This window comes from Lysinibacillus sp. BSL11, assembly GCF_052928325.1.
Genome location: NZ_JAVGCX010000012.1, coordinates 14,866 through 41,665, shown reverse-complemented (window position 1 = coordinate 41,665; position 26,800 = coordinate 14,866). Strand labels below are relative to the sequence as shown.

The window sequence follows — 26,800 nt, the reverse complement described above, 5'->3', positions numbered from 1 at the left end:
TGGACATGGTAAAGCAATCAATGAATGCGTTTCTACAGCAAGCAGGAACGCTGCTATATCGTTATTTGAGAAAACGTGGATTAGCCCATGAGGATGCAGAAGATATCGTCCAAGATACATGTTATAAATTTTTATTACATAAAAATGGAATTCAGTCAGACAAAGTAATGAGTTGGTTATATCGTGTAGCAACCAATCAATTTTATGATCTCAAGAGAAAAGAAACACGTCATCCAACAACAGAATTAGATGAGGTTCAATTGACTTCATTCATTCATATTCCTGAGATCCAAATGCTAAAGAAAGAAAAATTAAAGGACATACAGAACACACTCGAAACGCTATCCATTTTGCATCAGGAATTATTAATCCTGAAATATGAGCTGGGATTATCGTATAAGGAAATTTCAGCCTTGATGAATAAGAATGAAAACACACTAAAAACGCATGTCAGACGTGCTAGGGAAGAATTTACAGAACGATTTAAGGAGGATATTCATGATGAATAAAGAAGAAAATGAATTTTTGTTTGATGATAAACAAACGAACAAAATAATGAGAAAGGCAAGGTTTTGGTCAACAGTCAAAATGATTGGGATTACATTGGTCGTTACCCCCATTGTGCTAATAGCATTATGGTATGGGCTGAGGGCTTTATCGTTAAATAGCGCGCAAAAAGTAATGGATGATATTCATTTATTTAACGAAATAAGTGCGCCCAATGTCCAAATTAGTAATCAGGTTTATGACGATCATTTGCTGGGAGGGAAAATAACAACAACAACCTATAAGGTGCTTGGAGATCAGCATCGTCCATATATTTGGGAGCCTATCAAAAGCGATTATAATTTATTTGGAACGCTTACACGAACGGCCATTTCTAGCTCCATCCAGATAGAAGGTTCAGAATCACTGGCAGAAACATATCAATTCGAACGGTTTAATGACTACACAGGTGACCGAGAAATGTTTTTTTATCATCCAAGGATTTCCTACGATCATTACCAAGATAATATTAGTGAACTGCATCAATTGGAGAAAAATACTTTAGTAGAAATAGCTATTTCCTTTGATGATGCCTATAATTTTGGTGAAATTAAAAGCAAGCTACCTTCTGAAGTACAAGTAGATTGGTGGTGGGTGGATGCCTATCCAGATGCTACACTAGATTTTTTTAAGCAAGGACAGAATACTATTTCAGCCAATGATCCATACATTTACGGCTTCCAATCAGAGCAATCTAAACCTAAACCTCGACGCTCTTCAAACGACGAGGTTGAGACCTTTATTCGAAACATTGAGCTTCTTCGTAAAAGCAAGAACTTTGAGTGGGAAACAAATCAGGTTTATCAAGCTTTAGTAGGGGAAAATGGAACCCTAGAGAAAAGTGATGTGAAAATAACCGGGGCTGTAGTAACTGGTACTCCAGAGCAATTGCAGTCTTTACAAGGACAAACCTACATTAAAGGGTCTATATTTGGTGTAATATCGAATCAGAAATAGAGCGCTGGAAAAGAGTAAACGGACAATCAATTTTAGAAAAGCTTATTTTGGATTAACTCTTCTCTAGAATAGGCTTTTTTATCTGAAGCAATTTAGTTTAAAAATAAATAGTTTAATGTTAAACTATTAACAGATAAACAAGAAGGAGATGTTGTTGCAATGGGTAAGCTACAAAACAAAGTGGTCATCATTACTGGTGGCGCAGGTGGGATTGGTAGTGGAATGGCAAAAGCTATGGTAAAGGAAGGGGCGATTGTGACAATTGTTGACTTAAATACAGAAGCAGGCGAGGCAATGGCAAAAGAATTACAAGAAATGTCTCCGAAGTCTATGTTTTTACAGGCTAATCTAATGGAACGCGACCAATTACCAAAAATTATTGATACAGTCGTAGAAAAATACGGTAAACTAGATGTGCTAGTTAATAACGCTCATGCTGCTAAACAAGTTACAATAGAAGAAACTACACAAGCAGATCTTGATTTGTCATTTGGAACAGGTTTTTATCCAACCTTCTATTTAATGCAAGCAGCCCTACCGCATTTAAAAGAAACTAAGGGTAATATTATTAACTTTGCATCTGGAGCAGGCATTCAAGGTCATGAAACACAGGCTGCTTATGCCGCTGCCAAGGAAGCCATTCGTGGTATTTCCCGTGTTGCCGCAAATGAATGGGGACGTTTTGGTATTAATGTCAATATCATTAGTCCGCTTGCTGATTCACCAGGTGTACAAGCATGGGCAAAAGCACAGCCAGAGTATTATGAAGCGGTGAGAAGTAAAATCCCGTTAGGCCGTTTTGGTGATATTGAGCAAGATATCGGTCGAGTAGCTGTTTTCTTAGCTTCTGACGATTCTCAATATATTACAGGTCAAACGATTATGGTGGATGGAGGCTCACTAATGCTTCATTAATTCTCAGCGTTTGAGGAGGATTTTTTTGAAACAGACAAATATTTTTAAACTGATTCATATGATTGAACAGGTGAACAATGCGAATATTATACGTTTTACAAAAGCGTTCCCATATCCTTTAGGAATTTCACCAATTTTAGTTTTAAATGAGCTACATGTCAAAGGCCCACAAAAACAAGCCGAGTTAGCTGAGACAATCGGCTATACAAAAGGTGCTATGACGAGCATTGCTGAAAAGCTGGTCAAGCTTGGATTAGCAGAAAGACTATATGATCCATCCGACCGTCGCACCATTCGCTTACAAATTACAGACGAGGGTCAAAGTGCTTTAGCAAAGGCTCAATCTATCGGGAAAGAGGTCTTTGTACAGCTTTTTGAAGTATTAGATGACGAGGAAATTACCCAATACTTGCGGATTCAAGAAAAATTAGTACAGGGTATTCAGCAGAAATAGCCATGTAAAAAAATCAACCTACCTTTTAAGAGATGGGTTGATTTTTCATTGTTCAGGCGGATAGCCCTCCTTTTTTGCGGAATAGAATGGCTCTAAGTGGATAGAATGTCCAAACTCGCGGATAAAACTCAATATGTGACGGATAGAAAGAGGATTCTGACGGATAGCCTTCTTTTTTTGCGTGATAGAATGGCTCTAAGTGGATAAAATGTTCAAACTGGCGGATAAAACTCAATATATGACGGATAGAAAGAGGATTCTAGCGGATAGCCTTCTTTATTAGTGTGATAGCCATGCTCTGCACAATCCGAATGTGCATAGGAACTGCTTGAAATGAAATCGTGCATTTAAAATCTAATTGTAAAATAGTTGAATTTATTGAAAATTGTCCGTGTTCATTTTATAATCAAAATACGGTTCTATTATAGAGACATTTGAGGTGTGAAATGACATTAAAAACATTAGATAACTCATTGGAGGTACTGAAATATTTTAATAAGGAAAATCCTACATGGGGTGTTCGTGAGCTAGCGAAAGAGATGGATATTAGTCACTCCATTATTTATCGGATTTTAGCAACCTTCGAAAAACAAGGCTTTCTTATTCAAAATCCGGAGACAAAAAAATATGAATTAGGGCTTCGCTTTCTAGAATATGGCCAGATGGTTAAAGATAAATTAAATCTTTCTGACTTTGTTTTACCAATTATGATCAACCTTGCAGATACCATTAAAGAATCCGTATTTTTAACTTGGCTGGATGGCACAGATGGTGTCACAGTAGAAATAGCTGAGAGCTCTCAAACCATTAAGTTTTCAGTGTCGATTGGCACGCGGACACCACTACATATCGGGGCATCTTGTAAAGTCATCATGGCTTATCTACCTGAAGAGAGAAAAAAGGAGATCATGGAACATGGGATGAAAAGATTAACTCCTGAAACCATTACTGACCCTGATGAAATGTTAGCCGATTTAGAAAAAATACAACAGCAAGGCTGGTGCTTTTCAACGGGAGAGTACTCTCATTCAGTATTTGGGATAGGTGTACCTCTTTTTAATAGTAAAAAAGAAGTCATTGCCTCTTTAACAATTGCTGGTCCTATTTATCGTAAGCCAACAGAGGAGAAATTACCTGAAATGGTGAATGTTCTTCAATACGGAGCGATGAATATTCAACGGTATTTCGATCAATACAGCTTTAAATTATATCATGAATAAGCATGAAAAAGAGGCTCAAGATAGACATTAACTATCTTGAGCCTTTGCTTGGATTTTTTTCATGATGGATACGGCCATGTCAATTTCTTCAAACGTATTAAAGTAGTGTGGTGAAAAACGGGCCATTTTAGAAATCTGATTGCGTTCCATGATGGTATTCGCCATAAATGTGCCTGCTTCAATGATGACCCCGTGCTCTGCTAAAGCATTGGTTAGCTCATCTGGTGACAGCCCTTCAATGTTAAACGGCGTAATCGATAATCGATGAGCACTATTTTGAGGACCATATAAGACAATGTTTGGAATGGTTGCAAGCTGTTCAATTAAATAGTTTGTTAGCTGCTTTACACGATCATATATGTGGTGGATACCAATATTGTTCGCATAATCAATAGCTGCACCTAATCCAAAAATACTTGGAATGATTGGACAACCTGGCTCAAAACGTTTAGCGGTTTCTAAAAAAGAATAGGCATTGTTCTGATAATCCCACTGGGTGCTGCCCCAGCCAATCATAATAGGCGTCAATGTTGGAATGAGTGCTTCTCGTACATATAAAATACCTGATCCTTCAGGGCCGCGTAGCCATTTCCGCCCACATGCAACTAGAAAGTCACAGCCAAGTTCGGCAACATTAATCGGTGTTAAACCAAGTGTTTGATTGGCATTCATCAATGTTAGTACATGGTGTTGCTGGGCGAGCTGACATATTTCTTTGGCGGGCTGGAGTGCCCCAGCAGCATTAGACATATGGGCAAAGGTAATCAATTTCGTTTGTGGTGTAATGAGTTGCTCAAGTGCATATAAATCTACCATATATTCATCATTGGTTTTTAACACTTTCAGCTGTACCCCTTGCTGCTGAAGGGCAAGCCAAGGCACATAGTTACTCAACATTTCTGTGTCGAGCACTATGACCTCATCTCCCTGTTTCCATTGCAAGCCCCCTGCGACATAATTAATCGCCACTGAACCGTTTGGTACAAAGGCAATTTCCTCTTTTGTTGCGCCGATGAACAATGCGGCTTTTTCTCGAATACGCTCTACTTGCGCATACGTTTCTTGACGAAAGGAGGGCAAGTAGGGACCAATACTTGCTTGTTTTTGGAGATAGCTAGTCATCTCATCCACTACTGGCTGTGGCATGGCAGATGCAGCAGCTGTGTTTAGGTAAATATAGTGTTCAAGTAGTGGCATATCCTGTTGTATTTTCCTCATATCGATCATTGTACACACCAACCTTATAAAATGATTAATTCTTTCGAATAGGTCATGAAATTTTCGTAACCATTTTCTGTGACGATTAAATTATCCTCGATACGAACACCACCAACATCCTGCACATAGATACCTGGCTCCACGGTAAAGGCCATGCCTGGCTTTAACACTAGCTGATTACGCTGCATCATATAAGGCTCTTCATGTGCACTTAAACCAATGCCATGGCCAAGTCGGTGTGTGAAAGTATCGCCATAGCCAGCATCGCGAATAATGTCTCTTGCCAGATCATCAATGGCATGAGCTGTCATACCTGGTTTTATGGCTGCTATGGCTGTTTCATTTGCTTGCTTCACAATACTATAAATGGTTTTGAGCGTTGGTGAAACTTCTCCTAAAGCAACTGTTCTAGTCATATCCGCCACATAGCCCTTATAAATCGCGCCAAAATCTATGACGATTAATTCACCTGTCTCTATTTTTTTCATGCTCGCTCTACCATGAGGCAGTGCACCTCGATAACCAGAAGCAACAATGGTTCCAAAAGGTGTTCCCTCTGATCCACGTCGTCTCATTTCATATTCTAATTGGGCTGCGACTTCCATCTCTGAAATACCAGCTTGAATAATCGGTAATGTGGCTGCAAGACTTTCTTCGACGATCTGTACAGCCTGACGCATGAAGGCTATTTCGTGTTCATCTTTCTCCATACGTATATCACGAATGGTTTCACCGATATCACATAAAGTGTCATATGTAAGGTTTTCGATAGCTTTCTGTTCCTTCACGCGCATGGTGTCAAACTCAACGCCAAGTGTCTGCGCTGTTCCTAGTTCTTTTTTTAGTTGCTGGATGGCCTGTGACGGTCCTTCCTCATCCGAATAGGATAAGATTGTCCCACCATTCCGCAAGTCAACTTTTGTTAATTCTACTTGTGGAACGAGAAAGTATAATTGATGGTGAGCAGTAATAGCGGCTACCGTTAGGCGTTCACTTTGCTTTAACTGAAGACCTGTAAAATAATACATGCTTGACCCTGGCACTAGCACTGCTACATCAATTGACTGTTGCTGCATACGGGAAACGAGCTGATCTCTTCTTTTCTGAAACATTGAGTGATCCCTCCTGAAAACGTTTCTATTATAGAGACGTTGTATCTGGAAATTAGTATATATCAACAATAATGAATTTTCAATAAATTAAGATAGCATCATTTTGATAGAGGATAAAGAAGATAATTGACAAATGAGGGAATAGTATGTTGTAAATTTAGTAAATACTAGTGTACGTCTTTTTTTCGTTCATTATGCATATAAGTAGACTAGATAAACTTTTTTCCAACTTAATACGTCAAAAAGAGGGGCAAAATTGTTAAGCAAGAAAGGACTTATGTATGGAAAAAAACATGAAACGCTCAAAAGAGAAAAAGAGCAAGAAAAAATTATGGCTGTGGATTGTTGGTAGCCTATTAGCAATTTTTTTAATTTTTATAGGTACTGCCTACTTTACCATCCAAAAAACTATGAATAAAATAAATACACCACTTATTCAAACAACAGATGCAGCACAACCAGAAGAAAAAACAGTGATTAAAAAAGATCCCTTTTCGGTTCTAATGCTTGGGGTCGATGAACGAAAAGATGATAGTGGACGTTCCGATACCATGATTGTAATCACTGTGAATCCTGAAAAGCAGACGATGAAAATGCTTAGTATACCCCGTGATACTCGAACAGAAATCGTTGGTCATGATACGGTAGATAAGATTAATCATGCCTATGCCTTTGGAGGCGTCCCTATGGCTGTGGATACGGTCGAAAACTTTTTAAATATACCCATTGATTATTATGTTTTTATTAATATGGAGGGTTTTTTACAAATTATTGATACGCTGGGTGGCGTAACAATCGATAATGATATGGATTTAACCTTTGACGAATACCATTATCCAAAGGGAGAAATCACATTAGATGGTAATGAGGCCCTTATTTTTTCTCGTATTCGTTATGAAGATCCTCGAGGTGATTTTGGACGCCAAATTCGACAACGTCAAATCATTGAAGCGGTGATGAAAAAAGCCTCCACACCATCAACATTATTAAAAGCAACCGATATGTTGAATGTACTAGGCGACAATGTTCGCATGAATTTTTCGGTGAAGGATCTTATTCAGCTACAAAGTATTTATAAAAAAATGGATAAGGATATTGAGCAGTTATCGTTTGAAGAGGGAGACGGTGAAAGGATTAACCGCATTTGGTATTATATTCCGAATGAGGCAGAGCTTCAAAAAATACAAACGGATTTAAAAAACCATTTACAAAAATAAGGAAGCAAGTTGCTTACAAATGTCGCATACTAGTTGTAAACTTTTTGGCCACGAAGGGAGGGAGATGAATGAATGGGAGGACCCAGGTGCTGAGGTATACAGCGCTGAATCATTGCATGCAAAGCTATGTACCTAAACGTAAAGTGCGAAAAAATCCAGTCCAATCAGCAATAAGAGGCCTACAAGTATTATGTTTAAAATTATTTATGTAAGGGATAAAAAATCATTCAGGTAGGGTGCATGCCTAGTTGAATGATTTTTTTGCTGTTATTCATCATTTTTCGATATTTCTTGAAATATCAGAAAATTAAGTGTATACTGACATTAGAAATGGTTAAAGGAGTGATTGTGATGATTATAGGCACAATTTTATTAGCATTTGCATTACCAGTGGGTATCGTATTAGCAGTAGATTTATTAAACGAGCAGCATCACTCTACCACACAAACTAACCATTCATAACGATGAAACAGCAAAATATCAATTTCTAGACAATGTTACTTTGTAGCCTTGTCTATTTTTCTATGAATAGGAAACAATTTGTGTGATTCATTCGTCAATAATAGTGAGAAAATGTTATACTATTAAAAAAAACAGTATCGGGGAATGAGCATGCAAGCGGAAAAACCATCCAATCTAAAAAAAGAAATAGTATCCTACATCAAAATTATTGTCATTACAGCTGTTGTTGTTTTTGGCTGTAAGCAATTCTTATTTGCGCCGATTAAAGTGCAGGGAGCATCCATGTATCCAACTTATCACGATAAGGATATTATTATTGTAAGCAAAACAAGTAAAATCGAGCGCTTCGATCAAATTGTTTTCCAATCACCTGTCGAAGATGAGTTATATATTAAACGTGTCATTGGGCTTCCAGGGGATAAAGTGGAAATGAAAGATGATGTATTGTACGTAAATGGCAAAGCATACAAAGAAGATTATGTGAACCGTCAAACGGATGATCCTAATCAATTACGCATTACGGAAAACTTTACATTGGAACAATTAGTGAATGAAAAAGAAGTGCCGGAGGGCATGTATTTTGTGCTTGGTGACAATCGCTTAAAAAGTAGTGACAGTCGCCATTATGGTTTAATTTCAGAGGATGCTGTATATGGTGAATCAAAATTAATACTCTATCCATTTAGTCATTTTCATATTGGCTCAAAATGATGAAAAAAGAGGTCACTCCATTGAGTAGCCTCTTTTTTATTGGTAGGGTAAATCGGTACAGCTTTTATACGTGGGATAATAGACACAAATCCTTGAATTTTCAACGGTTTCCTTGATGGGCGATGGCTTACTTTTCATGGGAGATTGCATTGCTGGTTCTTCATTTGTGAACGCTTCTTCTACTAATTCTACGCCATAAAATAGTATTAAAAAATAGCAGACAAATCCTACTATACGCAAACAATCACCTCGTAAAATAGTTATTGTATGTTACTATATATGGTCAAATTCGTCGAAATATAAGCAGAAAATCGAAATTTTCTCTTGCCCAAAAGATTTTTAAAGGCAATGAGTTCTATGAAAAAAGTTATTGTCAATGAAATTTTGATGTGCTACTATAGCTAAAGTAAATATTTGATCTGTATAACCTCAATAATATGGATTGAGGGTCTCTACCAGGAACCATAAAATCCTGACTACAAAACTTTGCTTCATTTTTGTAGTCAGGATTTTTTTAGTTTGTTTTAAAACAATCTCCTACAAAAATGAACGTGTAACGAAGGGGAGATTACGATGAATTGGAGAGTTTATATTCTTGCTGTGACTACCTTTGCAGTAGGGTTAGTTGAATTAATTGTTGGCGGAATCCTGCCAAATATTGCAGAGGATTTAGATGTGTCTTTAGCGACGGCGGGACAATTAATTACTATTTTTGCACTTGTTTATGCGATTTCTGCGCCTGTCCTACTATCCTTGACAGCCAAGGTGGAGCGGAAGCGCTTATTCCTTATTTCTTTATTTATTTTTACGTTAGGAAATCTAATGACCTTCTTCAGTACAACGTTTATCATTGTGCTAATCGCACGTATTTTCACAGCTATGAGTACAGCGTTAGTGATTGTTTTATCATTAACGATTACAACTAAAATCGTAGAGCCTCGCCATCGTGCTAAAGCACTGGGGCTTGTTTTTATGGGTGTAAGTTCTGCGCTGGTGATCGGTGTGCCAATGGGTATTTTTATTACAGAAGCGTTTGGCTGGCGAGCCGTATTTTTAGGTATTAGTATCCTATCAACGATTTCAATGATATTAATTGCTTTATTACTTGAAAAAATGCCAATTGGAGAAGTAGTGCCACTCAAGGCGCAAATCAAATCGCTGGCGAATTTAAAAATCCTGACAGCACAGTTAACTACCCTATTTATGCTAGCGGGTCATTACATGCTTTACGCCTATTTAACACCATTTTTAGTAGAGGCATTTGATATGAATGCTTCATGGATTAGTATTTGTTACTTAATCTTTGGTATTGCCTCTGTTAGTGGGAATGCTGTAGGTGGATGGGTGAGTGATAAAATTGGCACAAGTAAAGCCATTATTTTAATTGTCTCAGCTTTTGCCATTGTCTTATTTAGTATTCCTTATACAATTATTGCCCTTCCACTGTTTTTAGTATTTACGGTTTTATGGGGTGCGTTGAGCTGGGCACTGACACCGCCATTACAAAATTACTTAATTCAAGCAGATCCTCAATCATCGGATATTCAGCAAAGCTTAAATACAGCAGCCCTGCAAATTGGTATTTCTATCGGATCAGCAGTGGGTGGCGCAATGTTTGCTTGGACAGGATCCGTTATGCACCTAGCTAGCTTTGGTACGATTCTAGTTCTTTGTGCATTAGGCTGCGCCATCTTTTCTATTAAAAGGGCACCTCTTGGACAGGAGCAGCACGTAGATTATCAGTCAGCACATCATAATTCATAATCAAGCAATAGCCCTGAAAGGTATTGGGAAAGCCATCCCAATACCTTTTTAATTGGTTGGCATGAATCTATTTTCGTACACTTCCCAAAATTAAATTCTCTATGGTTTCTTAGCATACTCTAATTACCTATGGAATAGATTGTTGTAGTTAATGAATTTACAGATTTGAGAAGTTTGAGATTTTAAGAACGAATATTATTTTTAAGAAAAATAGTAGGAGACTTTCAAATCTTGTAAATGGAAGGAGAACTCAATGACTGAATATCATCAACAATCATCTGCTGAAGTCATGAAGATATTGAACGTCACCACGCAAGGTTTGACTGATGATGACGTCCAAAAGAGGCAACAAGTCTATGGCTATAATGTATTAGAGGAAGGGCAAAAAACAAGTACGTTGGCTGTTTTTATGGGCCAATTCAAAGATTTATTGGTCATCATTTTACTCGTTGCTGCCGTCGTTTCCTTTCTACTAGGAGAAGTAGAAAGCACCATTGTGATCATGATCGTGGTTATTTTAAATGCCATTTTAGGTACAGTGCAGCATGTGAAGGCCGAACAATCATTAGATAATCTGAAAGCATTGACCTCTCCCATTGCCAAGGTCATGCGTAATAATCAACTAGTAGAAATTCCTTCTGAAGAAATTGTAGTAGGCGACCTTCTGATGTTGGAGGCGGGAGATTATATTAATGCGGATGGAAGACTACTAGAAAGCCATAATTTACACATCAACGAAAGCTCTCTTACAGGCGAATCAATTGCTGTGGCAAAAAGTACAGACCCCATTCGGAAACAGAATATCACCATTGCGGATAAGAAAAATATGGTGTACTCAGGAAGTTTTGTGACCAATGGACGTGGCATCGTGATGGTTACGGCAATTGGGATGCAGACGGAAATCGGAAAAATTGCGAATTTACTCGATACAGCCAAGGAAAAGAAAACGCCATTACAAATTAGTCTCGATCAATTCGGTGAAAAATTAGCCTTAGGAATTACGCTAATTTGTTTAGCAATCTTTACGATTGATCTTATCCGAGGACGAGCATTAGTGGAGTCCTTTATGTTTGCTGTATCTCTTGCTGTGGCGGCTATCCCTGAGGCTTTAAGTTCTATCGTGACCATTGTATTAGCTTTTGGCACCCAAAAGATGGCAAAGGAAAATGCGATCATCCGCAAGCTTTATGCTGTGGAGAGCTTGGGGAGTGTATCGGTCATCTGTTCTGATAAAACAGGTACTTTAACAGAAAATAAAATGGTGGTACAGGAAGTTTTTGTGGACCAGAAGAAAATTCCTCATGATTGGCTCAATCCAATAAATCCAGTGGAAAAAGAGCTAATGGTAAAAGCGCTTTTATGTAGTGATGCTGTCGAGCGTGACCAGAAGGAGATTGGTGATCCTACAGAAATTGCGCTCGTGAAATTGGGGAAACAGTATGGTTTAGATGAATTGAAGATACGTGAGCAATATCCACGATTGGCTGAAATTCCATTTGATTCGACGAGGAAGCTTATGAGCACTGTCAATCAGATGGACAAGCAGCCCATCATGATTACCAAAGGGGCTCTGGATGTACTCTTACCAAAAGTGACGCGAATCAAAACATCAACAGGTATTTTTGAGATAACCCCGCAGCATCGCCAGAAAATCGAGGCGGTGAATCGCGATTTTTCTATGAATGGTTTAAGGGTGCTAGCCATTGCTTATAAGGAGGTATTGCCTCTACAAAAAGTCGATCCACAAGCAGAACGAGATTTAATCTTTGTCGGCTTAGTAGCGATGATGGACCCTCCAAGAAAAGAGTCGAAAGAGGCTGTGGAAAGCTGTATAAAGGCAGGTATTAAACCCGTCATGATTACAGGAGACCATAAAATTACAGCAACCGCGATTGCCGAACAAATTGGTATTTTGCAAAATCCAGCTGAAGCTATAGAGGGACATGCGCTCGAAGGCTTAACGGATCAAGAGCTGCAAGATAAAGTACAGGATTATTCTGTTTATGCCCGTGTTACACCCGCCCAAAAAATTCGAATTGTTAAAGCATGGCAGGATAAAGGACATGTGGTTGCCATGACAGGAGACGGTGTCAATGATGGACCTGCTTTGAAGCAAGCTGATATTGGGGTGGCTATGGGTGTAACAGGCACAGAGGTTGCAAAAGATGCCTCATCCATGATTTTAACGGATGATAATTTTTCAACAATTGTTAAAGCAATCGCCAATGGCCGTAGCATCTATACAAATATTAAAAATGCCATTCTGTTCTTATTATCTGGAAATGCAGGCGCTATTTTTGTCGTGTTATATGCAACGGTTCTGGGCTTACCTGTTCCTTTTGCACCTGTCCATCTTCTATTCATCAACTTATTAACAGATAGTCTGCCTGCTATTGCCATCGGTTTAGAGCCAAATAATAAGAAAACAATGAAGGACAAGCCTAGAAACATTCATACCCCTTTATTAAATAAAGCCTTTACCACACAAGTTGTGCTTGAAGGGATATTAATCGCCATTTCCACCATTATTGCGTTTCAAATCGGTTTATCGACAGGCGATACGTTAACAGCAAGCACGATGGCCTTTACAACACTATGCCTGTCAAGGTTAGTGCATGGCTTTAATTCTCGATCCAAACAATCTATCTTTGCGATTGGTGTATTTTCGAATAAATATACGTGGTTCGCCTTTATCATTGGTGTGCTAAGTTTACACATGGTCTTATTTATGCCGATGCTTACAACGGTCTTTGAGGTAGCTCCATTAACACCAGCACAGCTAGGCTTTATTTATAGCCTGTCGGTGTTACCATTCCTAGTCAATCAATGGTATAAGCTACTGTTCGTAAGAAATCGATAAAGATTAAAAAAAAGCTTCCGTTAGGTATTCAAACGGAGGCTTCTTTTTAGTGTGTAGAGGCTAATAACCAGCCTTTACTCTTACTTAGGTCAATCAATTTCGCTCCAAGTAGGGCATAACGCATATGGAGTTCACCATATTTGGTTAGATGTGTTTTCTTTACTGCTAGTTCTAAAGCTTGGCTTACGGCAATCAAAGAGGAGGCAATATTCATCGATAAAATAGCACTTATTTCGCCATCATTAATGAAAGATTTTCCACGAATATCCGTTATTTTCATTTTACTGTATTCTATCGATGCTGTTGGTGCCAGCACACCGTTTTCCTTTAATAGCAGGGTTAGCTGTTTATTTTCCTCTTTTAAACATTGAATAAATTCCAATGTAAGGATTTTTAAGTTTTTATCACGCGTATGCTTAAAAAAAGCATGACTGGAAGCAATATAGCCTTGATTGATCCCAAGCTGTGACCAAAGCTTGAAAATCTCCTTAAATTGTAGCGATGCTAGATTTTCATTTATCATTGTCATCCTGACACTTCCTAACTCTTAGTTTGATTTAAGATTAGGATGTAGCAGTAAATGACATTCTATTCATCTTTTACAATAAAAAATGAATAAGAGGTCGCTAATAGTAGGTACCATAAGGGTACAAAGGAGGGTAACGGTAGGGATAAGGGTATGGACATGGTTTCATATATTGCTGTGGCATGGTTGGTTTATAAGGGGCTTGATCCGTTGCTGACTCGATTCGATTACAGCCTTTTGCTGGTCCAATATAAGTCGTAGGAACAATCGGTGCAATCGTTTTCTTCCATTGTTCTTCATCTAAACAATACGTATGGGCCATCATATGGGCTGGTGTGAATTTTAAGATATCAGAGCCTAAAATGACCTCAGGCGTTGGCGCATCAAAAATAGCAAGTAGATGCGTGTCATCTTCTGTGGCTACTTCATAATGCCACCAGCCCTGTGGGACATTGGCAACCTGCCCAGGCTTGATAGGATAGTGTTGAATTTTCTTGGTAAATGGATTCAATAGAGAAACCGTTGCTGCTCCTGCAATACAATAGACAAGCTCTGCTGCATTTTGATGGTAATGTGGCTCGATGACATTGTCTTTACTTAAAAAAATATCAAGTAAAGATGTATTTTCTAATGTATTTAATTGTTCCACACCGAGAATATTAATGTAATTTCGGGAGTCTTTTTTAAAAAGCGTACTTTTATTGACATCAAAAGTGAACGCTGCAGAAGGGGAGCTATAATCGATGTTTGAGCTGATACTTACATCCTTTCTCATATAAATTGAGCTATTCATCATCATAGATTATGTTTTAGGTGCTCCTAGACTTACACAAATGCCTAGCTACAGCTAGCCTCTGTCTGGATAAAAATTAGCTAAAATTACCACTTCTATTTTAGAACATACGTGCGTATAATAAAAACACAAACGTTTGTTCTTGGTTGTTAAAAACTCTGTTCAACATGAATGAAAACAGAGTCAGTAAAGGAGCATTCAACATGAAAGAGCAGTTGAGAAAAGCCATGCATCGTCACCAAATCGTCCACATGATGTATATAGCGGAATCAGGTGCCATTACGAAAAGGCGCGTGAAAATCATCCACATTAAAGGTGATTCCTTTACCGCCTTTTGTTTTACAAGGCTAGCGAAGCGTACGTTTCGTATTAACAATGTTCTAGCCCTTCTGCCCATTCTCCAACGGGAGTCTGAGGTAATATGAATTACAACGATTTCCCACAGAAAGATATTTTTTGTATTGATATGAAGTGCTTTTATGCAAGTTGTATTGCCATGCTAGAAGGGCTAGATGTGCTGACAGATCCAATTGCCGTCATCGGTAATTTTGAACAACCTGGCAGTATTGTGCTGGCTGCATCACCAGTGATGAAAGAAAAATTTAACATTAAAACAGGGAATCGACGTTATGAAATTCCCAAACATCCAGATATTAAGTTGTTTGAACCAAAAATGTCCTTTTTTCTAGAGATGTCCATGGCCATTACGCGTCTGATTGCACAATATGTCCCTCCAGAGGCGATCCATGTTTATAGTGTGGATGAAAGCTTTATAGATCTAACAGGCACGGAGCAACTTTGGGGTTCGCCTGAGCAGGTAGCCAAATTGATTCAGGAAGACATCTATGAAAAGTTTCGCATTCCGTCCGCCATTGGCATGGGACCAAACATGTTGATGGCTAAATTAGCATTAGATTTAGAGGCAAAAAAAACAGGCTTTGCCAAATGGACCTATGCCGATGTGCCAACAAAGCTTTGGCCCGTGCGTCCTCTGTCTGATATGTGGGGGATTGGGAAACAGATGGCAGCCAATTTAAATGCGATGGGCATCCAAACAGTCGGTGGATTAGCCCATGCCGATTTAGCCGAATTAGAAAAGCGCTTTGGTATTATGGGTAATCAATACTATTACCATGCATGGGGCATTGATCTCTCCACATTAGGTGAGCCATTAGTGAACAATGCGGCATTAAGCTTTGGGAAGGGCCAAATGCTCATGAAGGATTATCACACACGAAGGGATATTGCGGTTGTACTCCTCGAAATGTGTGAGGATGTGATGCGACGTACACGGGAAGCAGGCTATGTCGGGCGGACTGTTAGCTTGGGGCTCTCTTACAGTCGCAATGCGATGACGAAAGGGTTCCATCGCTCAAGAACCATCGAAAGTCCAACCAATGAGACCCTTGTTATGTATCAGGCTTGTCTGGCCTTACTAGATGAGCATTTTGCGGGTGAGCCAGCGCGTCAATTATCTGTTAGACTGACAAACTTAGAGCCAGAACGTAGCATTCAGCTTGATTTATTTGATGAGCGTAAGGACCAGCGGCAGGTCATTGGTCATGTCATGGATGCGATTCGTAGAAAATATGGAGTGGTGGCCTTATTACGAGCAGCCTCCTATACCAGCGCTGGTACGGCTATTTCACGGAATCGCTTAGTGGGGGGGCATTTAGCATAAGGAGTGGAAAAATGATAAGAGATAGAGGAACGATGAAATGGACAGCAATGATGCTACCAGAGCATTTAATGCTTTTGAAGGCATGGAAACAAGAGGTGTTGACAGAGTTGCCTCGGGAACATGCTGAATGGGAGCTTGAAGAATTACAGCAAATAATCACACAAGCATTCACACAGCATAACTATATTATGTTGACTATATGGGAACATGGTAACTATGTGCAATGGGGAGGTACCATTCAAGCGATGAACGAGGACCAGCTGCTACTAGAAACCATTACCACAACGAAGCACATCCCATTAAGATACATTTATGCTGCTCGTATAGAAGATGATGGATGTGATTAATGGAGAGCAACGACGATTATTACATCAATTTTTGCTGCTTGATTTAGCTGTGAAATCCTTGCAGCACGATCTAACAGTGGCGGAGCATTTTAAGATGAAGCGTGTATTTTTACCTGCTATGGATGCTTTATTAAAGCAGCTACACAATGATTATTTTCAATTAAAACGTCAGCTCGCTCAACAAAAAATACGATTAGTTGGCTGGCATCGAATTGATGATTACTTTAGTGATGTGCAGGTGGCTACCGCAGGCAATGATGAGGTACTACGCTATGCCAATCAAGCGTTAAAAACCCAAGTCGAAGAGCTAATGAATAAACATTTACACAATGCCTAGGCTTACGTCTACGACGAAAAAGCCAAAAGCTGATGACAGGAGTGGTCAGCTTTTGGCGGCTTTATTTCTCGATAGGTTTCACATCAATTTGCTCAACAAGAAATTCATTGTTAGTACGATTAAATTGATAGGTAATACGAACATCGGCTACATAAATAGGTGAGATGCCAATCGATCCAGGGATGTTTAACATTATTTTTTGATTTTCTACTGTATAAATGACCACACCACCGAAAGCAAGTTGCGCTTGATTGATATCTGGTGCTGGATCAAAGTCATAATCAAATGTAGATTCTTTTCCCTGTGCTTTCATAGTAATCGCTAATGTGCCATCATCTTTTTTAGTAATCGTTGATTCAATAGTATGTGCAACGATGTCTTCATAATGTTGGACATTCATCTCCGATAAATCCTTTCCATTTACAACATGGATCTCATAGTGATTGAGGCCTGTCCCTCGTCCAGTTTGGATAATCATAACAGCCTCTTCCTTATGATCATTCGTCAGATCTGTATAGAATAACTGAGGTTTAGTTCCTGTCTCAGGAATTGTCCAGTCAAAATTTTTTCGCTTACCATCAATATCTAAAGTTACCTCTGTAATTTCATTTTGTGCTTCATTCTGTGCAAATAATTTCACCTTCTCATCATCGGAAACGGCAATCAATGGAGCCTGTATATCCAGCTGTGATGAGACCTGTTCAGCAGGGGGGATTACTGTCTCGTTTGGAGCAGTAACACTACATCCAGCTAGTAGAGAAATTCCTAATAACCATAGCCACATCTCTTTTTTCAATGTCTAGAGCCACCTTTTCTATAGCTTATTGACTTTATTATACTGTACAAAAATGACCCATAGCAGTTGAATTCGTGAAGGAAAAGCTTATATGCCAGGGAGTGGAGGTGTAACAATGAAATTCTTAGAGATGGTAGGGGAAAATAGAATTCCGTTGTTTGTAAGGCGTCTCTCATTTTGAAAAGCAAATGAGTGACAATTTCTTTACAGCGGCAAATTCATAACGATCTGCTCACCAATAGGTCCCAATCTTCTTTCTCCATGATCCACAAAGCCTACTTTGATATATAAATTCTGTGCAGCTATATTTTTATGATTGACGACTAACACTACTTCATTACATTCTTTAAATTCCTGCTTCACAAAATCCGCAAGTGCAAACATAGCCTTTTTAGCATAGCCCCTACCTTGCTGCAGATGGTCAATGGACAGGGCAGTTAGTAACATTGCCTGAGGATTACTAGAATATTGTTGGACTCTGTCCGTTGCATGAAGAACAAAAAAGCCGACAGGTACGCCACCACTTAAAATCACAATTGGATACTGTCCGACCTTCTCGATTGAAATCTCTTGAGGAAGTGCTGTAAATTGGTGTTGTTCTTCAGGTAATTCAAAACGATTTAACTGCTCTACATAGCTTTCAGAGAAATGTACTAACTCAATATTCGTTGTTTCTTGCATAAAAAAGCCTCCTTTTCTAATAGTTTAACCATAGAACAAACGTTCGTCAAGGAGGCTTGTATTAAAATAATGTGGGGGTAGGTCATTTTAACTTAAAAGGGTACCAAAAAGTAAAATAAAAGAAATACTAATCATCACAATAAGTGTAATGACCATTGTTAAAATTCCTCGAAGCAAGGTCGTTAAATTTTTAACATTTTTCATACCGACCAGGCTTAGGTAGAAACAGACAATAGACAAGAGTAGTGTCAACAGTAGTGGATGGAAATGAAGATATGTGTCAAAGAAGTCTTTCATTGAACCTGATAGAAAAAATAATAGAATACAGCCCAAAGATAAGATAAATGACCAGAGATTTAAATTAATTCCCATTGTTTTCCTCCTTCCTATAAAAACGAATTTGTTGTAGGAATGTTCCGATGATTCCGCTTGATAGGGAAAAGGAGAAACTAAATGTGTAGTTGCTACAACAGGGTCACTCGGACGAAAGTGACCCCAAGTATCAAAAGGAGTGTAAAGTAAAGTTGAAAGAACCTTACACTACTATTATTATGTGAAGCTAGCGGTTTAAGATAGTTATCTATCTAAATTACTAGCTTTTAATTGTGAGTAAAAATAAATGAGCTAGAAAAAAACGAAAAGGAAGGAGATTAGACAGAATAGCTGTGGTAGCGATTCATTGTAAAAAGGCTTTAGCTTCTGTAATGGAACAGAGGCTAAAGCCTGAGACGATCAATTAACACATGAAGCTAGCACCAACGATAATAAGAAGGATGAATAGTACAACAATAAGCACGAATGTAGAGCTATTGCCGCTTCCATTGTCCCCGCCACAGTAACTATTGAAATTACAGTAACTCATGAAACACACCTCCTTTCTTTCTTTTAAAGTATGTATTGGACAAAAGGGGGGGTTAGCGAGTAGAGAAAAAATGAGTTGTCCCTTCATTCGGGAATAAAGCGGTGAAAGCTTTACTTTATTATTATGATGGAATAGTAGCTTGAGTTAGTTGTTAGCCTGTATAGCATCAAGAATAATGAAACAAATTTTACTAATTGTTTTGGTATTCAACACGATGTAAAAAAACATCCGTTCTAGGATGTTTTTTTAGTATAACGGCTGCTGCGTATGACAAGGGGGGAAGCCGTTCACATCATGAATCATATGAAGGTCGTATTGCTTTAAGGCAAATTGACTTTGATACAAATATTCAAGAACAAGCAGTTTTCCTCCCGATACGCCACAGAGGACACCAGAAGTTCCTTGACCATTTGTAAAAGAAACACCAACAGGCTGACCGATTAAATACGGAATTTTATGTTGCCAAGGCACAATAGCCACTCCTTTCACTATAATATATGAAAAGAGTGGCTAGAGGTTCTTACCTTCACAAAATCGTACACTCTGTTTGTGGAGATGCTAACTAAATACTGACAAATCGATCATTCTTTCATTACTATTTATATGGTAATATAATCTATAAATGGGGTTATAAAGAATTGCTAGTTATTAACGATCGGGAGGAGAATGGATGAAATTTAAAAAGGGAATCACCTTTATTCTAGGCTTCTTACTACTCATGCTTACTGCCTGTACACCAACAGAAAAAAGTGAGAGCCAACTTCATGAGAAAAAGCAAATAACAGATGATGAAGAGATGGTGTTCTCATTTGAGCACCCTCAAACCAAACAAAACTACAAAATCATTCATGCCAATCAACTGTTTTATCCATATATGGAAAAGGTCAAAGAGAATCCGAATCTTTCAAGCTCGGAAACTCTGGAACTGTATAATAAGGAGGTTATTCAACCGATCTACAAGGATTGTTTTGAAAATGGGGAATATTATCATATGGCAGAAAACCTGCTTAATACGGTTCCTAGCAGGCTAACAGAAATACAAATGGTGAGTGAAAAAATGGAGACGCATAAAGCAGAAATCAATCAACTTATTCAAGAATCGCTATTGAAATCCGCAGACCTGTTACCCTCTCAAAGCGATGTAGCCGTTTGTGTATTCCCTTCCGCAACCAATAATAGAATACCCTTCGCAGTTGGAACGGGCAAAATAATCCTCCCGCTTTATCTAAATGTTTTGGATGATGGTATAAAGTCAACTGTTGCCCACGAATACCATCACAGCGTTTGGGCGGAAAAATATTTTAATAAAGATGTCGGAGCTTCGGTATTGGATAGTATCGTCTTTGAAGGAAAAGCGGTCATGTTTGAAAAAAATGTTTATCCTGACTACGGCTATACAGCAAAGAATGTAATTTACAACAAGGAATTATGGTCTAAAGTAGAACCTGATTTACATAAGTACGACAGTAATCGTACCTCAGACATCTTATATGGGGGAAAAGGGTTACCGAAAAATTATGGTTACAGTGAAGGCTATAAGATGGTTAAATCCTATCTTGACTTGCATCCTGATCAAACACCAGAGGATTGGACAGCCTTAAGTGCACAAGAAATTTTCGAACAAGGAAAATACTTGGAACACTATCAATAACTATTTTGAAGACACTTATTTGTGAGGGTTCAAAATTAAAGACAGAGCACTTTTACTGATTACAATATGAACTCGTAAAACATCAACGTAATAATGATAGGACTTTCTCAATCGAAAAACGACAAACAATAAGTCACGACGGTTTTAAATCGCAGTGGCTTATGTAATGAGGAGAACCTTCCCAAGAATAATGCAACGGCTTATTAATGAATTAAATCTTGGGGAAATTTCCAACTAAACAGAGTATGTAAAAAGGGATAGCATTGTACAAAAACATCTTGGGGGCGATGTTAAAGGTGCTATCCCGACATTAATGTATGTGAAAGAACTTAAGAACATTACCACTGTAAGTAAATTGAAAAGTAATTGAAATAAGGGTGTAAAGCTTTTATTATAGGTATCATCTAAGGCATCATGGATAAATAACAGGTGGTTTTTCCTTGTGTGCTATGGTTGAATTTATGTTTTCATTCTAATAGAAAATTTTTGGCACATAATTTAAGTCTTTCAATTAAACCATATTATGTAAATTGTTGGCGTAAGACCACCTTATTATAGCTACCCAATCTACGAGTCATATTATCCGATTTGGGACAATGAATAAACTGTAATCGAAGAAGCCATCTGGTGTTGAAAAAATAACAACACCAGATGGCTTCTTTATTTATAAGAATATTAATAATTTTTAATCTCTTCGAAAGTCCCGAACGTTGCATCCCGTAGATTAATTGTACCATATATATTTTTCTTCCCATCAATCACTAGCACCTTTGGATGCATGTATTGTCTTGGAATACTTGATTTTTGTCCGTCCGTTTTATGGAATGCTAAAATTTGTTGCAATGTCACATCATCGGTATACGTAAATCCACTGAAATCATCATTATAGGTATGAAAAGGTACAGGTCGAATGATAGGTAAATAATAGAATGTACGATCTTTTAATACTTTTCCTTCAAATAAAACGTCTCCATCATTTGTTACTGTGTAACGCTTATCACCGATATGATTCATGGCATCTGTATCAAATACCATGACACCTTGATAGTCGAAATAATATCGGTAATGCACCGTCCTTGGTGTTCTTATAATTTCTTCATTATCAATAGATAATACATTTCCATTAATTGTATGCTCTATTATGCCAGAATCACTGTTTATGAAATACATAGATACACCTTGTTGATCGATATATCCTGCTTCTGATCCATATTCTCTTCCTGTATCTAATAATTTGTAATGCGCATCTGTAAAACTATGCATTAAGAAAAGATTCATATTAATATATCCATGTTGACCTGGAATGTATTTATTTACAATGGAGAAAGCATTTGATTGCATAAATTGATTTCTTAGCTGTAATCGTGATTCGTGAGGGCGACCAAAAAGGCTAGTCCCTTCAATTAGCACTTCTTCGTCGATGGCAAAGTTACCATCATAGCGTGCATAAATATGAAGAAGAGAATTAGAAAAGGATACTTGTAAATGGGATTTATTGACCGTTGTTACATTTGAAATTTTTTGAAATCCTAGCTCTTCAGCTGTTTTTTCAAAATGAATAACATGGTGATTGCGCTCAATTAATTTGATTGTTCTTGATAAAAAAGAAGCAAACTGCACACGTGTCACACTGTTTTTGGGATTGAAAGTATCTACATTGGAAATGCCTAAAGCATTAAGTGCCTCTATATAGGGTCTAGCTTCTTTATTTGCTTTCTGTATATCCACTACATGACTTTGCAAATCATAGGCGTAGTCAATCAATGAATATTTACGGGCTAATACCATAAGTCGGTTTAAAGTTAGTGCCATTTGTTCTCGTGTCATGTGATGATATGGATTTAGACGTCCATTTTCTCCCTTAAAGATGCCATTATCGTAAAGTAAAGTTGAATACTTTAGCAATTCACGATCCTTCACACGAAGGGGCATATCCATAAAACGATCCATTTCCTCCCAATTTTTATCAACCTTCGCTATGCCAGTCTGTTCGATATAGCGTCCCATCATGATGACAACTTGACCACGAGTAATTGTAGAGTTTGGGGAAAAAGTTGTCGGTGTTGTCCCCTTAATAATATTTCTTTTTGTTAAATCCTGTACTTCTTGTTGCATTTGATTCGGCAGTTTTTTTATATCATCAAAGCCACTTGCAGAGACAGAAATGTGATTCATTAAAAAAACGAAACAGAATAAAACGAACATTATTGTATAAATAAGCTTTCTTTTCATCTTTCACCTGCTTTAACCAATATCCACAAAATGATAGCATGTTTAAACAGATAAATTCTATTGGTAATGAATAACAAATATAAAGTGACCTAGAGCTAACTAGATTTATAGATGCTACTGCAACTACTTTAGGTTCTCTTCACAATAATTATCATATGACAATCATAAAAGAGGCAGTGGCAAGTTCAAGTGATAAAAAGAGATTAATAGCATTAAATACGTTAAGATCAAATAAGGTGAAAGTTATTCATTCTTTTCATTATTAGCGATAATTTTGAAAGGCAGAAATTCCTTTCACGTAAGGATATATTGATCGGCATAGGGTAAAAGATATAGGTTTTCATTACATTTTGTCATGAGAAAGGGTGGTAATATGAGTAGGAATTTTATTATCTTTGGAGCTAGCCAAGGATTGGGAGATGCATTTGTTAAGGGTTTACCTGTCAAAGGAGATAAAGTATGGATGGTAGCACGAACAAGACCTAATAGTTTAGAACTAAATGACGGAGTAAATCGTCACTGGCTATCCATTGATCTGTCTAGCCAACAACAAATTTCCACTTTAAAAGAAGTGTTACAAGGCATTCCTCTCGATGTATTAATTTATAATGTGGGTGTATGGGAAAAGCATGGTTTTGAAGATAATTATACATTTGATAAGGATGAAGTAGAGGATATTTCGAACTTAATCAATATCAATCTAACCTCTACTATTACATATATACAGGCACTTATACCCAACTTAAGACAAGCAGAGCATGGAAAGATTATTTTAATTGGCTCTACAGCAGGCTTAGACCACACAAACAATACACAAGTTTCATTTGTCACATCTAAATTCGGCGTAAGGGGTATTACAAATGCACTACGAGAACATTTAAGGAAAGATAAAATTGCTGTCACATGCATTAATCCTGGTGAACTGGCAGCAGAAGTACCCTATGAAGAAGGGGCAGAGAAAGCCATTCATTTATATGAAGGTACACGAATCCCCGTACAAGATATTGTATCTCTTGTGCAATGTGTAATTAATCTATCAGCAGTCTCCTGTGTAAAAGAAATTAATGTCCCAGCCATAACGGATTTAAATGCATGATTACTCAGTGAACGCTACTCAAAATTGAGTAGCGTCTTTTAATAAAAAGGACAAATAGATTCCGTGCCTTAGAAAAAATTTTTACGATCCCTTCACACATAACACTACAATTAAGCTCATATAAATAAAGGTAGTAAAAAAATCAACATCCTTTCATCGTCATAACCAATTCTAAAAATACTTTCAGCCTATTAAATCTTAAGAAAATCTTCAGGTTCTACTAGGAAATATTTAAGATTCGCTGTGTATAATTATAAAAAAAGGAAATTAACGAAACCATTTGAAGATTTAAAACGTATTGGTAGTAGGAGAGAGAATATTAAGTAGGTGAAGATATGGCACATACGATTTACATAGTATTAACCAAAACAGGGACGTTATTATCAAAAGCGATCGGCATGTATACGGGCAAGGAGATGAATCATGCATCCATAGCCTTTGATGAGGGGCTTTTTGAGATGTATAGCTTTGGTCGAAGGCAATTGAACAATCCGTTAAGTGGTGGCTTTTTACGAGAGGATGCAGAAAGAGGGCTATTTGAGTGTGCGGATTGTGTTATTTATCGCTGTCGTATATCCCATTATCAATATTTAGATATGATGAAAATTGTCCGTTATATGTATTGGAATCGAGATCGCTATAAATATAATTTTATCGGACTTTTTGGTGTGGTGATGCAAAAGGAAGTGAGACGTGAGCGTGCTTATTTTTGTTCCCAGTTTGTAGCGACGCTACTAAAGGTGGGAGGGCTAAAAATAGTTCAAAACCCAGCATTAATGACGCCTCATTGTCTGGCGCAATTACCATATTTAGAGAAAGTATTTGCAGGGAAACTGTCAGATTATTTACAAACGGTTCGTGAACCAGCTATGCTATATGGTTAATGTATAGATGCACTACCTGACGTTTAAATAGTAAAATAGACACTCACGCGACAATCTTCTATTTTGCAAGAGGATTGTCTTTTTATCTTTCAACAGAAAACGCCCTTCTTTATCAGTGATGAGATGAATATACAAATTGTAGTTTTTTATTCAATGGGTTTCTCAATACTTGTCGAGCCAGCTCGAAAAAAACTGAACGCAATTACGCTAAGGCGCCATCAATATTAGTCATATTTACCCCATATAGAATGTCAATAAACCTAGTTACTGGAAAGTGGAAAATGAGTCCTATTCCTGTTAAAAGAGTCACCATAAAATTGCTATCATAAATAATAGATACGTACGTTCTACGAGTGAATATCAGCAAGGAGGATATGGAAATGAGTGATGAAATAGCAGCAGTTGGCTGGGATGCGATTGATCAGGCATTAGCACAGGTATATGGTGAGCAGGAGCCAAAGCATTATGGAACTTTAATTCCCTATTCACTAGGAGGACAAGATCCTTTAGATGGAATTAGTGTTTATAAAAGCGAAACATCCATCCCACATTGGCATTTTGTTACATATGGCTTTTCGGAACTATATGAAAAAGAATTTGAAAACAAGGACTATAGTGGATATGGATTTGAATTAACATTTCGTCTAGTACGTCAACTAGATGAGGAAGAGCCACCTGCTTGGGCATTGAATTTACTACAGAATATGGGCAGATATGTGTTTAATAGTGGAAATGTTTTTAGAGCGGGAGATTATTTGGATGCAAATGGTCCGATTTGCCTTGATGCTGACACGCAATTAACTGCACTAGCCTTTACACATGATCCAGAGCTTGCTGAAATCGATACACCAAATGGCAAGATGGAGTTTATCCAAATGGTTGGTATTTCAGAGGATGAGTTAGAAGCGATGCAGACGTGGAATACGCTTGGTGTACTACAGGCTGGCATGAAGCAAATACCAAGCTATACTACGGATTTAACAAGAACTTCTCTCTTACAAAACCCTGAAGTCGCCGAGGCAGTTGTGCGAGGAATGGAGGAAGATGGCTCTAATACGGGGTTTCTTTTCGTAGATCAACTCGCTTGGGAAGTAGAAAAAAAGAGCTGGTTTAACAAACAGTCTAATGTTGTTCAACTTGGGGCAAAGCAAGCAGCTGTCATTAGTAAATTATTACGTGGACGCATTCTGAAAGATAAAGATCTTACCTTAGTCGGTCAACAAATAACGATCATATTTAGAGCAGGCCCACAGGTAGGCTATTCTGAGAATGGTCAAGAAATTACGATTACATTGAACAAGACAGCAGTAGAAGAATTAAGTCAGAGGCTGATACCGCAAGAAAGTCAATTCACTATTTCTTCTTTAGCTGGCGTGAGCTTTCAAATTTTGAAGACACATATTAAAAATCAAGAAGGAGCGGTTGTGAAAACAATCGGATAAGATGAATCTCTCGCTAAGGCTTTAGCGGGAGATTTT

General features: G+C 37.9%; 28 protein-coding genes and 1 riboswitch. Of the genes, 18 read left to right on the top strand and 10 right to left on the bottom strand.

Annotation, left to right across the window (positions count from 1 at the left end; genetic code table 11):
* Window positions 1-5: 5 nt before the first annotated feature.
* The 5 genes from RCJ95_RS15100 to RCJ95_RS15080 all read left to right on the top strand — a co-directional run bounded on the left by RCJ95_RS15100 (window position 6) and on the right by RCJ95_RS15080 (window position 4,092).
* On the top strand, window positions 6-509 hold the full coding sequence (locus tag RCJ95_RS15100; RefSeq protein ID WP_221680341.1) for an RNA polymerase sigma factor: 504 nt from the start codon (window positions 6-8) through the stop codon (window positions 507-509).
* Window positions 499-1,503: an anti sigma factor C-terminal domain-containing protein gene (locus RCJ95_RS15095; RefSeq protein WP_255600816.1), complete on the top strand. Its 1,005-nt coding sequence runs from the start codon at window positions 499-501 to the stop codon at window positions 1,501-1,503. The genes RCJ95_RS15100 and RCJ95_RS15095 overlap by 11 nt, the downstream gene beginning before the upstream one ends.
* A 159-nt stretch (window positions 1,504-1,662) precedes the next feature.
* Window positions 1,663-2,418 carry an SDR family NAD(P)-dependent oxidoreductase gene (locus RCJ95_RS15090; RefSeq protein WP_004230568.1) on the top strand — a complete coding sequence of 252 codons (756 nt, stop codon included), beginning with the start codon at window positions 1,663-1,665 and terminating at the stop codon, window positions 2,416-2,418.
* Between the two features lie 25 nt (window positions 2,419-2,443).
* On the top strand, window positions 2,444-2,872 hold the full coding sequence (locus tag RCJ95_RS15085; protein ID WP_255600819.1) for a MarR family winged helix-turn-helix transcriptional regulator: 429 nt from the start codon (window positions 2,444-2,446) through the stop codon (window positions 2,870-2,872).
* Between the two features lie 446 nt (window positions 2,873-3,318).
* The gene (locus tag RCJ95_RS15080) at window positions 3,319-4,092 is read left to right on the top strand and encodes an IclR family transcriptional regulator (protein WP_221680342.1); all 774 of its coding nucleotides are present in this window, start codon (window positions 3,319-3,321) and stop codon (window positions 4,090-4,092) included.
* Window positions 4,093-4,119: 27 nt separating this feature from the next.
* Here RCJ95_RS15080 and RCJ95_RS15075 read toward each other — a convergent pair whose 3' ends face one another.
* Window positions 4,120-5,319 carry an aminotransferase class V-fold PLP-dependent enzyme gene (locus RCJ95_RS15075; protein WP_313149816.1) on the bottom strand — a complete coding sequence of 400 codons (1,200 nt, stop codon included), beginning with the start codon at window positions 5,317-5,319 and terminating at the stop codon, window positions 4,120-4,122.
* A gap of 14 nt (window positions 5,320-5,333) precedes the next feature.
* Window positions 5,334-6,422: a M24 family metallopeptidase gene (locus RCJ95_RS15070; RefSeq protein ID WP_446722442.1), complete on the bottom strand. Its 1,089-nt coding sequence runs from the start codon at window positions 6,420-6,422 to the stop codon at window positions 5,334-5,336.
* 281 nt (window positions 6,423-6,703) lie between these two features.
* Here RCJ95_RS15070 and RCJ95_RS15065 point away from each other — a divergent pair, with 281 nt between their 5' ends.
* From RCJ95_RS15065 to RCJ95_RS15045, 5 genes are all read left to right on the top strand, one after another.
* Complete coding sequence (locus RCJ95_RS15065) at window positions 6,704-7,639, top strand: LCP family glycopolymer transferase (protein WP_004230561.1); 936 nt, start codon at window positions 6,704-6,706, stop codon at window positions 7,637-7,639.
* Window positions 7,640-7,990: 351 nt separating this feature from the next.
* Entirely contained in the window at window positions 7,991-8,101 is a 111-nt protein-coding gene (locus RCJ95_RS15060) for a transcriptional regulator (protein WP_221680345.1), read from the top strand.
* 150 nt (window positions 8,102-8,251) lie between these two features.
* Entirely contained in the window at window positions 8,252-8,812 is a 561-nt protein-coding gene (gene lepB, locus RCJ95_RS15055) for a signal peptidase I (protein ID WP_221680346.1), read from the top strand.
* 399 nt (window positions 8,813-9,211) lie between these two features.
* Window positions 9,212-9,311, top strand: a riboswitch (purine riboswitch).
* Between the two features lie 74 nt (window positions 9,312-9,385).
* Window positions 9,386-10,576 (top strand): MFS transporter, encoded by a 1,191-nt coding sequence (locus RCJ95_RS15050; protein WP_004230558.1) that lies wholly within the window; start codon window positions 9,386-9,388, stop codon window positions 10,574-10,576.
* Window positions 10,577-10,829: 253 nt separating this feature from the next.
* Window positions 10,830-13,436 (top strand): cation-translocating P-type ATPase, encoded by a 2,607-nt coding sequence (locus RCJ95_RS15045; protein WP_221680347.1) that lies wholly within the window; start codon window positions 10,830-10,832, stop codon window positions 13,434-13,436.
* A 46-nt stretch (window positions 13,437-13,482) separates the two neighbouring features.
* On the opposite strand, the gene RCJ95_RS15040 is transcribed toward RCJ95_RS15045, so the two are convergent.
* Both RCJ95_RS15040 and RCJ95_RS15035 read right to left on the bottom strand, forming a co-directional pair.
* Window positions 13,483-13,965, bottom strand: coding sequence for a DUF3231 family protein (locus RCJ95_RS15040; RefSeq protein WP_255600825.1), 483 nt, complete (start codon window positions 13,963-13,965; stop codon window positions 13,483-13,485).
* 97 nt (window positions 13,966-14,062) lie between these two features.
* On the bottom strand, window positions 14,063-14,719 hold the full coding sequence (locus RCJ95_RS15035; RefSeq protein WP_376781418.1) for a cupin domain-containing protein: 657 nt from the start codon (window positions 14,717-14,719) through the stop codon (window positions 14,063-14,065).
* 239 nt (window positions 14,720-14,958) lie between these two features.
* On the opposite strand from RCJ95_RS15035, the gene RCJ95_RS15030 reads away from it, so the two are divergent.
* Genes RCJ95_RS15030 through RCJ95_RS15015 form a run of 4 tightly spaced genes read left to right on the top strand, consistent with a single transcriptional unit; the run spans window position 14,959 to window position 17,120 of the window.
* Entirely contained in the window at window positions 14,959-15,180 is a 222-nt protein-coding gene (locus tag RCJ95_RS15030) for a transcriptional regulator (protein WP_274769349.1), read from the top strand.
* Window positions 15,177-16,436: a Y-family DNA polymerase gene (locus RCJ95_RS15025; protein ID WP_257522396.1), complete on the top strand. Its 1,260-nt coding sequence runs from the start codon at window positions 15,177-15,179 to the stop codon at window positions 16,434-16,436. The genes RCJ95_RS15030 and RCJ95_RS15025 overlap by 4 nt, the downstream gene beginning before the upstream one ends.
* An 11-nt stretch (window positions 16,437-16,447) precedes the next feature.
* Window positions 16,448-16,783, top strand: coding sequence for a YolD-like family protein (locus RCJ95_RS15020; protein ID WP_009370357.1), 336 nt, complete (start codon window positions 16,448-16,450; stop codon window positions 16,781-16,783).
* Window positions 16,767-17,120 (top strand): aconitate hydratase, encoded by a 354-nt coding sequence (locus tag RCJ95_RS15015; protein ID WP_221680351.1) that lies wholly within the window; start codon window positions 16,767-16,769, stop codon window positions 17,118-17,120. Before RCJ95_RS15020 ends, RCJ95_RS15015 begins: the two co-directional genes overlap by 17 nt.
* 61 nt (window positions 17,121-17,181) lie before the next feature.
* Here RCJ95_RS15015 and RCJ95_RS15010 read toward each other — a convergent pair whose 3' ends face one another.
* The 5 genes from RCJ95_RS15010 to RCJ95_RS14990 form a co-directional block, all read right to left on the bottom strand.
* Window positions 17,182-17,916 (bottom strand): hypothetical protein, encoded by a 735-nt coding sequence (locus tag RCJ95_RS15010; RefSeq protein WP_221680352.1) that lies wholly within the window; start codon window positions 17,914-17,916, stop codon window positions 17,182-17,184.
* Between the two features lie 204 nt (window positions 17,917-18,120).
* Window positions 18,121-18,597 carry a GNAT family N-acetyltransferase gene (locus RCJ95_RS15005; protein WP_274769327.1) on the bottom strand — a complete coding sequence of 159 codons (477 nt, stop codon included), beginning with the start codon at window positions 18,595-18,597 and terminating at the stop codon, window positions 18,121-18,123.
* An 87-nt stretch (window positions 18,598-18,684) separates the two neighbouring features.
* A complete protein-coding gene (locus tag RCJ95_RS15000; RefSeq protein ID WP_221680354.1) occupies window positions 18,685-18,969 on the bottom strand; it encodes a hypothetical protein in 285 nt (94 codons plus the stop codon).
* A 364-nt stretch (window positions 18,970-19,333) separates the two neighbouring features.
* Window positions 19,334-19,459, bottom strand: coding sequence for a YjcZ family sporulation protein (locus RCJ95_RS14995; RefSeq protein ID WP_081011033.1), 126 nt, complete (start codon window positions 19,457-19,459; stop codon window positions 19,334-19,336).
* 246 nt (window positions 19,460-19,705) lie between these two features.
* Window positions 19,706-19,930, bottom strand: a complete 225-nt coding sequence (locus RCJ95_RS14990; RefSeq protein WP_004224247.1) for a hypothetical protein — start codon at window positions 19,928-19,930, stop codon at window positions 19,706-19,708.
* Window positions 19,931-20,129: 199 nt separating this feature from the next.
* Here RCJ95_RS14990 and RCJ95_RS14985 point away from each other — a divergent pair, with 199 nt between their 5' ends.
* On the top strand, window positions 20,130-21,110 hold the full coding sequence (locus RCJ95_RS14985) for a DUF2268 domain-containing putative Zn-dependent protease (RefSeq protein WP_274769325.1): 981 nt from the start codon (window positions 20,130-20,132) through the stop codon (window positions 21,108-21,110).
* A 675-nt stretch (window positions 21,111-21,785) separates the two neighbouring features.
* Here RCJ95_RS14985 and RCJ95_RS14980 read toward each other — a convergent pair.
* The gene (locus RCJ95_RS14980) at window positions 21,786-23,342 is read right to left on the bottom strand and encodes an S-layer homology domain-containing protein (protein WP_221680357.1); all 1,557 of its coding nucleotides are present in this window, start codon (window positions 23,340-23,342) and stop codon (window positions 21,786-21,788) included.
* A 373-nt stretch (window positions 23,343-23,715) separates the two neighbouring features.
* Here RCJ95_RS14980 and RCJ95_RS14975 point away from each other — a divergent pair, with 373 nt between their 5' ends.
* From RCJ95_RS14975 to RCJ95_RS14965, 3 genes are all read left to right on the top strand, one after another.
* Window positions 23,716-24,438, top strand: coding sequence for an SDR family NAD(P)-dependent oxidoreductase (locus tag RCJ95_RS14975; RefSeq protein ID WP_221680358.1), 723 nt, complete (start codon window positions 23,716-23,718; stop codon window positions 24,436-24,438).
* Window positions 24,439-24,773: 335 nt separating this feature from the next.
* On the top strand, window positions 24,774-25,322 hold the full coding sequence (locus RCJ95_RS14970) for a hypothetical protein (protein WP_221680359.1): 549 nt from the start codon (window positions 24,774-24,776) through the stop codon (window positions 25,320-25,322).
* Window positions 25,323-25,702: 380 nt separating this feature from the next.
* Complete coding sequence (locus RCJ95_RS14965) at window positions 25,703-26,764, top strand: suppressor of fused domain protein (RefSeq protein WP_221680360.1); 1,062 nt, start codon at window positions 25,703-25,705, stop codon at window positions 26,762-26,764.
* The last annotated feature ends 36 nt before the right edge of the window (window positions 26,765-26,800 follow it).

Excerpts from the sequence above, each read along its gene's own strand:
- RCJ95_RS15050 (WP_004230558.1), top strand. The coding sequence starts at position 9,386 with ATGAATTGGAGAGTTTATATTCTTGCTGTGACTACCTTTGCAGTAGGG.
- RCJ95_RS15095 (WP_255600816.1), top strand. The coding sequence starts at position 499 with ATGATGAATAAAGAAGAAAATGAATTTTTGTTTGATGATAAACAAACG.
- RCJ95_RS15005 (WP_274769327.1), bottom strand. The coding sequence starts at position 18,597 with ATGCAAGAAACAACGAATATTGAGTTAGTACATTTCTCTGAAAGCTAT.
- RCJ95_RS15100 (WP_221680341.1), top strand. The coding sequence starts at position 6 with ATGGTAAAGCAATCAATGAATGCGTTTCTACAGCAAGCAGGAACGCTG.
- RCJ95_RS15090 (WP_004230568.1), top strand. The coding sequence starts at position 1,663 with ATGGGTAAGCTACAAAACAAAGTGGTCATCATTACTGGTGGCGCAGGT.
- RCJ95_RS15065 (WP_004230561.1), top strand. The coding sequence starts at position 6,704 with ATGGAAAAAAACATGAAACGCTCAAAAGAGAAAAAGAGCAAGAAAAAA.
- lepB (WP_221680346.1), top strand. The coding sequence starts at position 8,252 with ATGCAAGCGGAAAAACCATCCAATCTAAAAAAAGAAATAGTATCCTAC.
- RCJ95_RS15000 (WP_221680354.1), bottom strand. The coding sequence starts at position 18,969 with ATGGGAATTAATTTAAATCTCTGGTCATTTATCTTATCTTTGGGCTGT.
- RCJ95_RS15045 (WP_221680347.1), top strand. The coding sequence starts at position 10,830 with ATGACTGAATATCATCAACAATCATCTGCTGAAGTCATGAAGATATTG.
- RCJ95_RS14985 (WP_274769325.1), top strand. The coding sequence starts at position 20,130 with ATGAAATTTAAAAAGGGAATCACCTTTATTCTAGGCTTCTTACTACTC.
- RCJ95_RS14995 (WP_081011033.1), bottom strand. The coding sequence starts at position 19,459 with ATGAGTTACTGTAATTTCAATAGTTACTGTGGCGGGGACAATGGAAGC.
- RCJ95_RS15080 (WP_221680342.1), top strand. The coding sequence starts at position 3,319 with ATGACATTAAAAACATTAGATAACTCATTGGAGGTACTGAAATATTTT.
- RCJ95_RS15025 (WP_257522396.1), top strand. The coding sequence starts at position 15,177 with ATGAATTACAACGATTTCCCACAGAAAGATATTTTTTGTATTGATATG.
- RCJ95_RS15015 (WP_221680351.1), top strand. The coding sequence starts at position 16,767 with ATGATGGATGTGATTAATGGAGAGCAACGACGATTATTACATCAATTT.
- RCJ95_RS14975 (WP_221680358.1), top strand. The coding sequence starts at position 23,716 with ATGAGTAGGAATTTTATTATCTTTGGAGCTAGCCAAGGATTGGGAGAT.
- RCJ95_RS14980 (WP_221680357.1), bottom strand. The coding sequence starts at position 23,342 with ATGAAAAGAAAGCTTATTTATACAATAATGTTCGTTTTATTCTGTTTC.
- RCJ95_RS14970 (WP_221680359.1), top strand. The coding sequence starts at position 24,774 with ATGGCACATACGATTTACATAGTATTAACCAAAACAGGGACGTTATTA.
- RCJ95_RS15020 (WP_009370357.1), top strand. The coding sequence starts at position 16,448 with ATGATAAGAGATAGAGGAACGATGAAATGGACAGCAATGATGCTACCA.
- RCJ95_RS15070 (WP_446722442.1), bottom strand. The coding sequence starts at position 6,422 with ATGTTTCAGAAAAGAAGAGATCAGCTCGTTTCCCGTATGCAGCAACAG.
- RCJ95_RS15075 (WP_313149816.1), bottom strand. The coding sequence starts at position 5,319 with ATGATCGATATGAGGAAAATACAACAGGATATGCCACTACTTGAACAC.
- RCJ95_RS15060 (WP_221680345.1), top strand. The coding sequence starts at position 7,991 with ATGATTATAGGCACAATTTTATTAGCATTTGCATTACCAGTGGGTATC.
- RCJ95_RS15030 (WP_274769349.1), top strand. The coding sequence starts at position 14,959 with ATGAAAGAGCAGTTGAGAAAAGCCATGCATCGTCACCAAATCGTCCAC.
- RCJ95_RS14965 (WP_221680360.1), top strand. The coding sequence starts at position 25,703 with ATGAGTGATGAAATAGCAGCAGTTGGCTGGGATGCGATTGATCAGGCA.
- RCJ95_RS15040 (WP_255600825.1), bottom strand. The coding sequence starts at position 13,965 with ATGACAATGATAAATGAAAATCTAGCATCGCTACAATTTAAGGAGATT.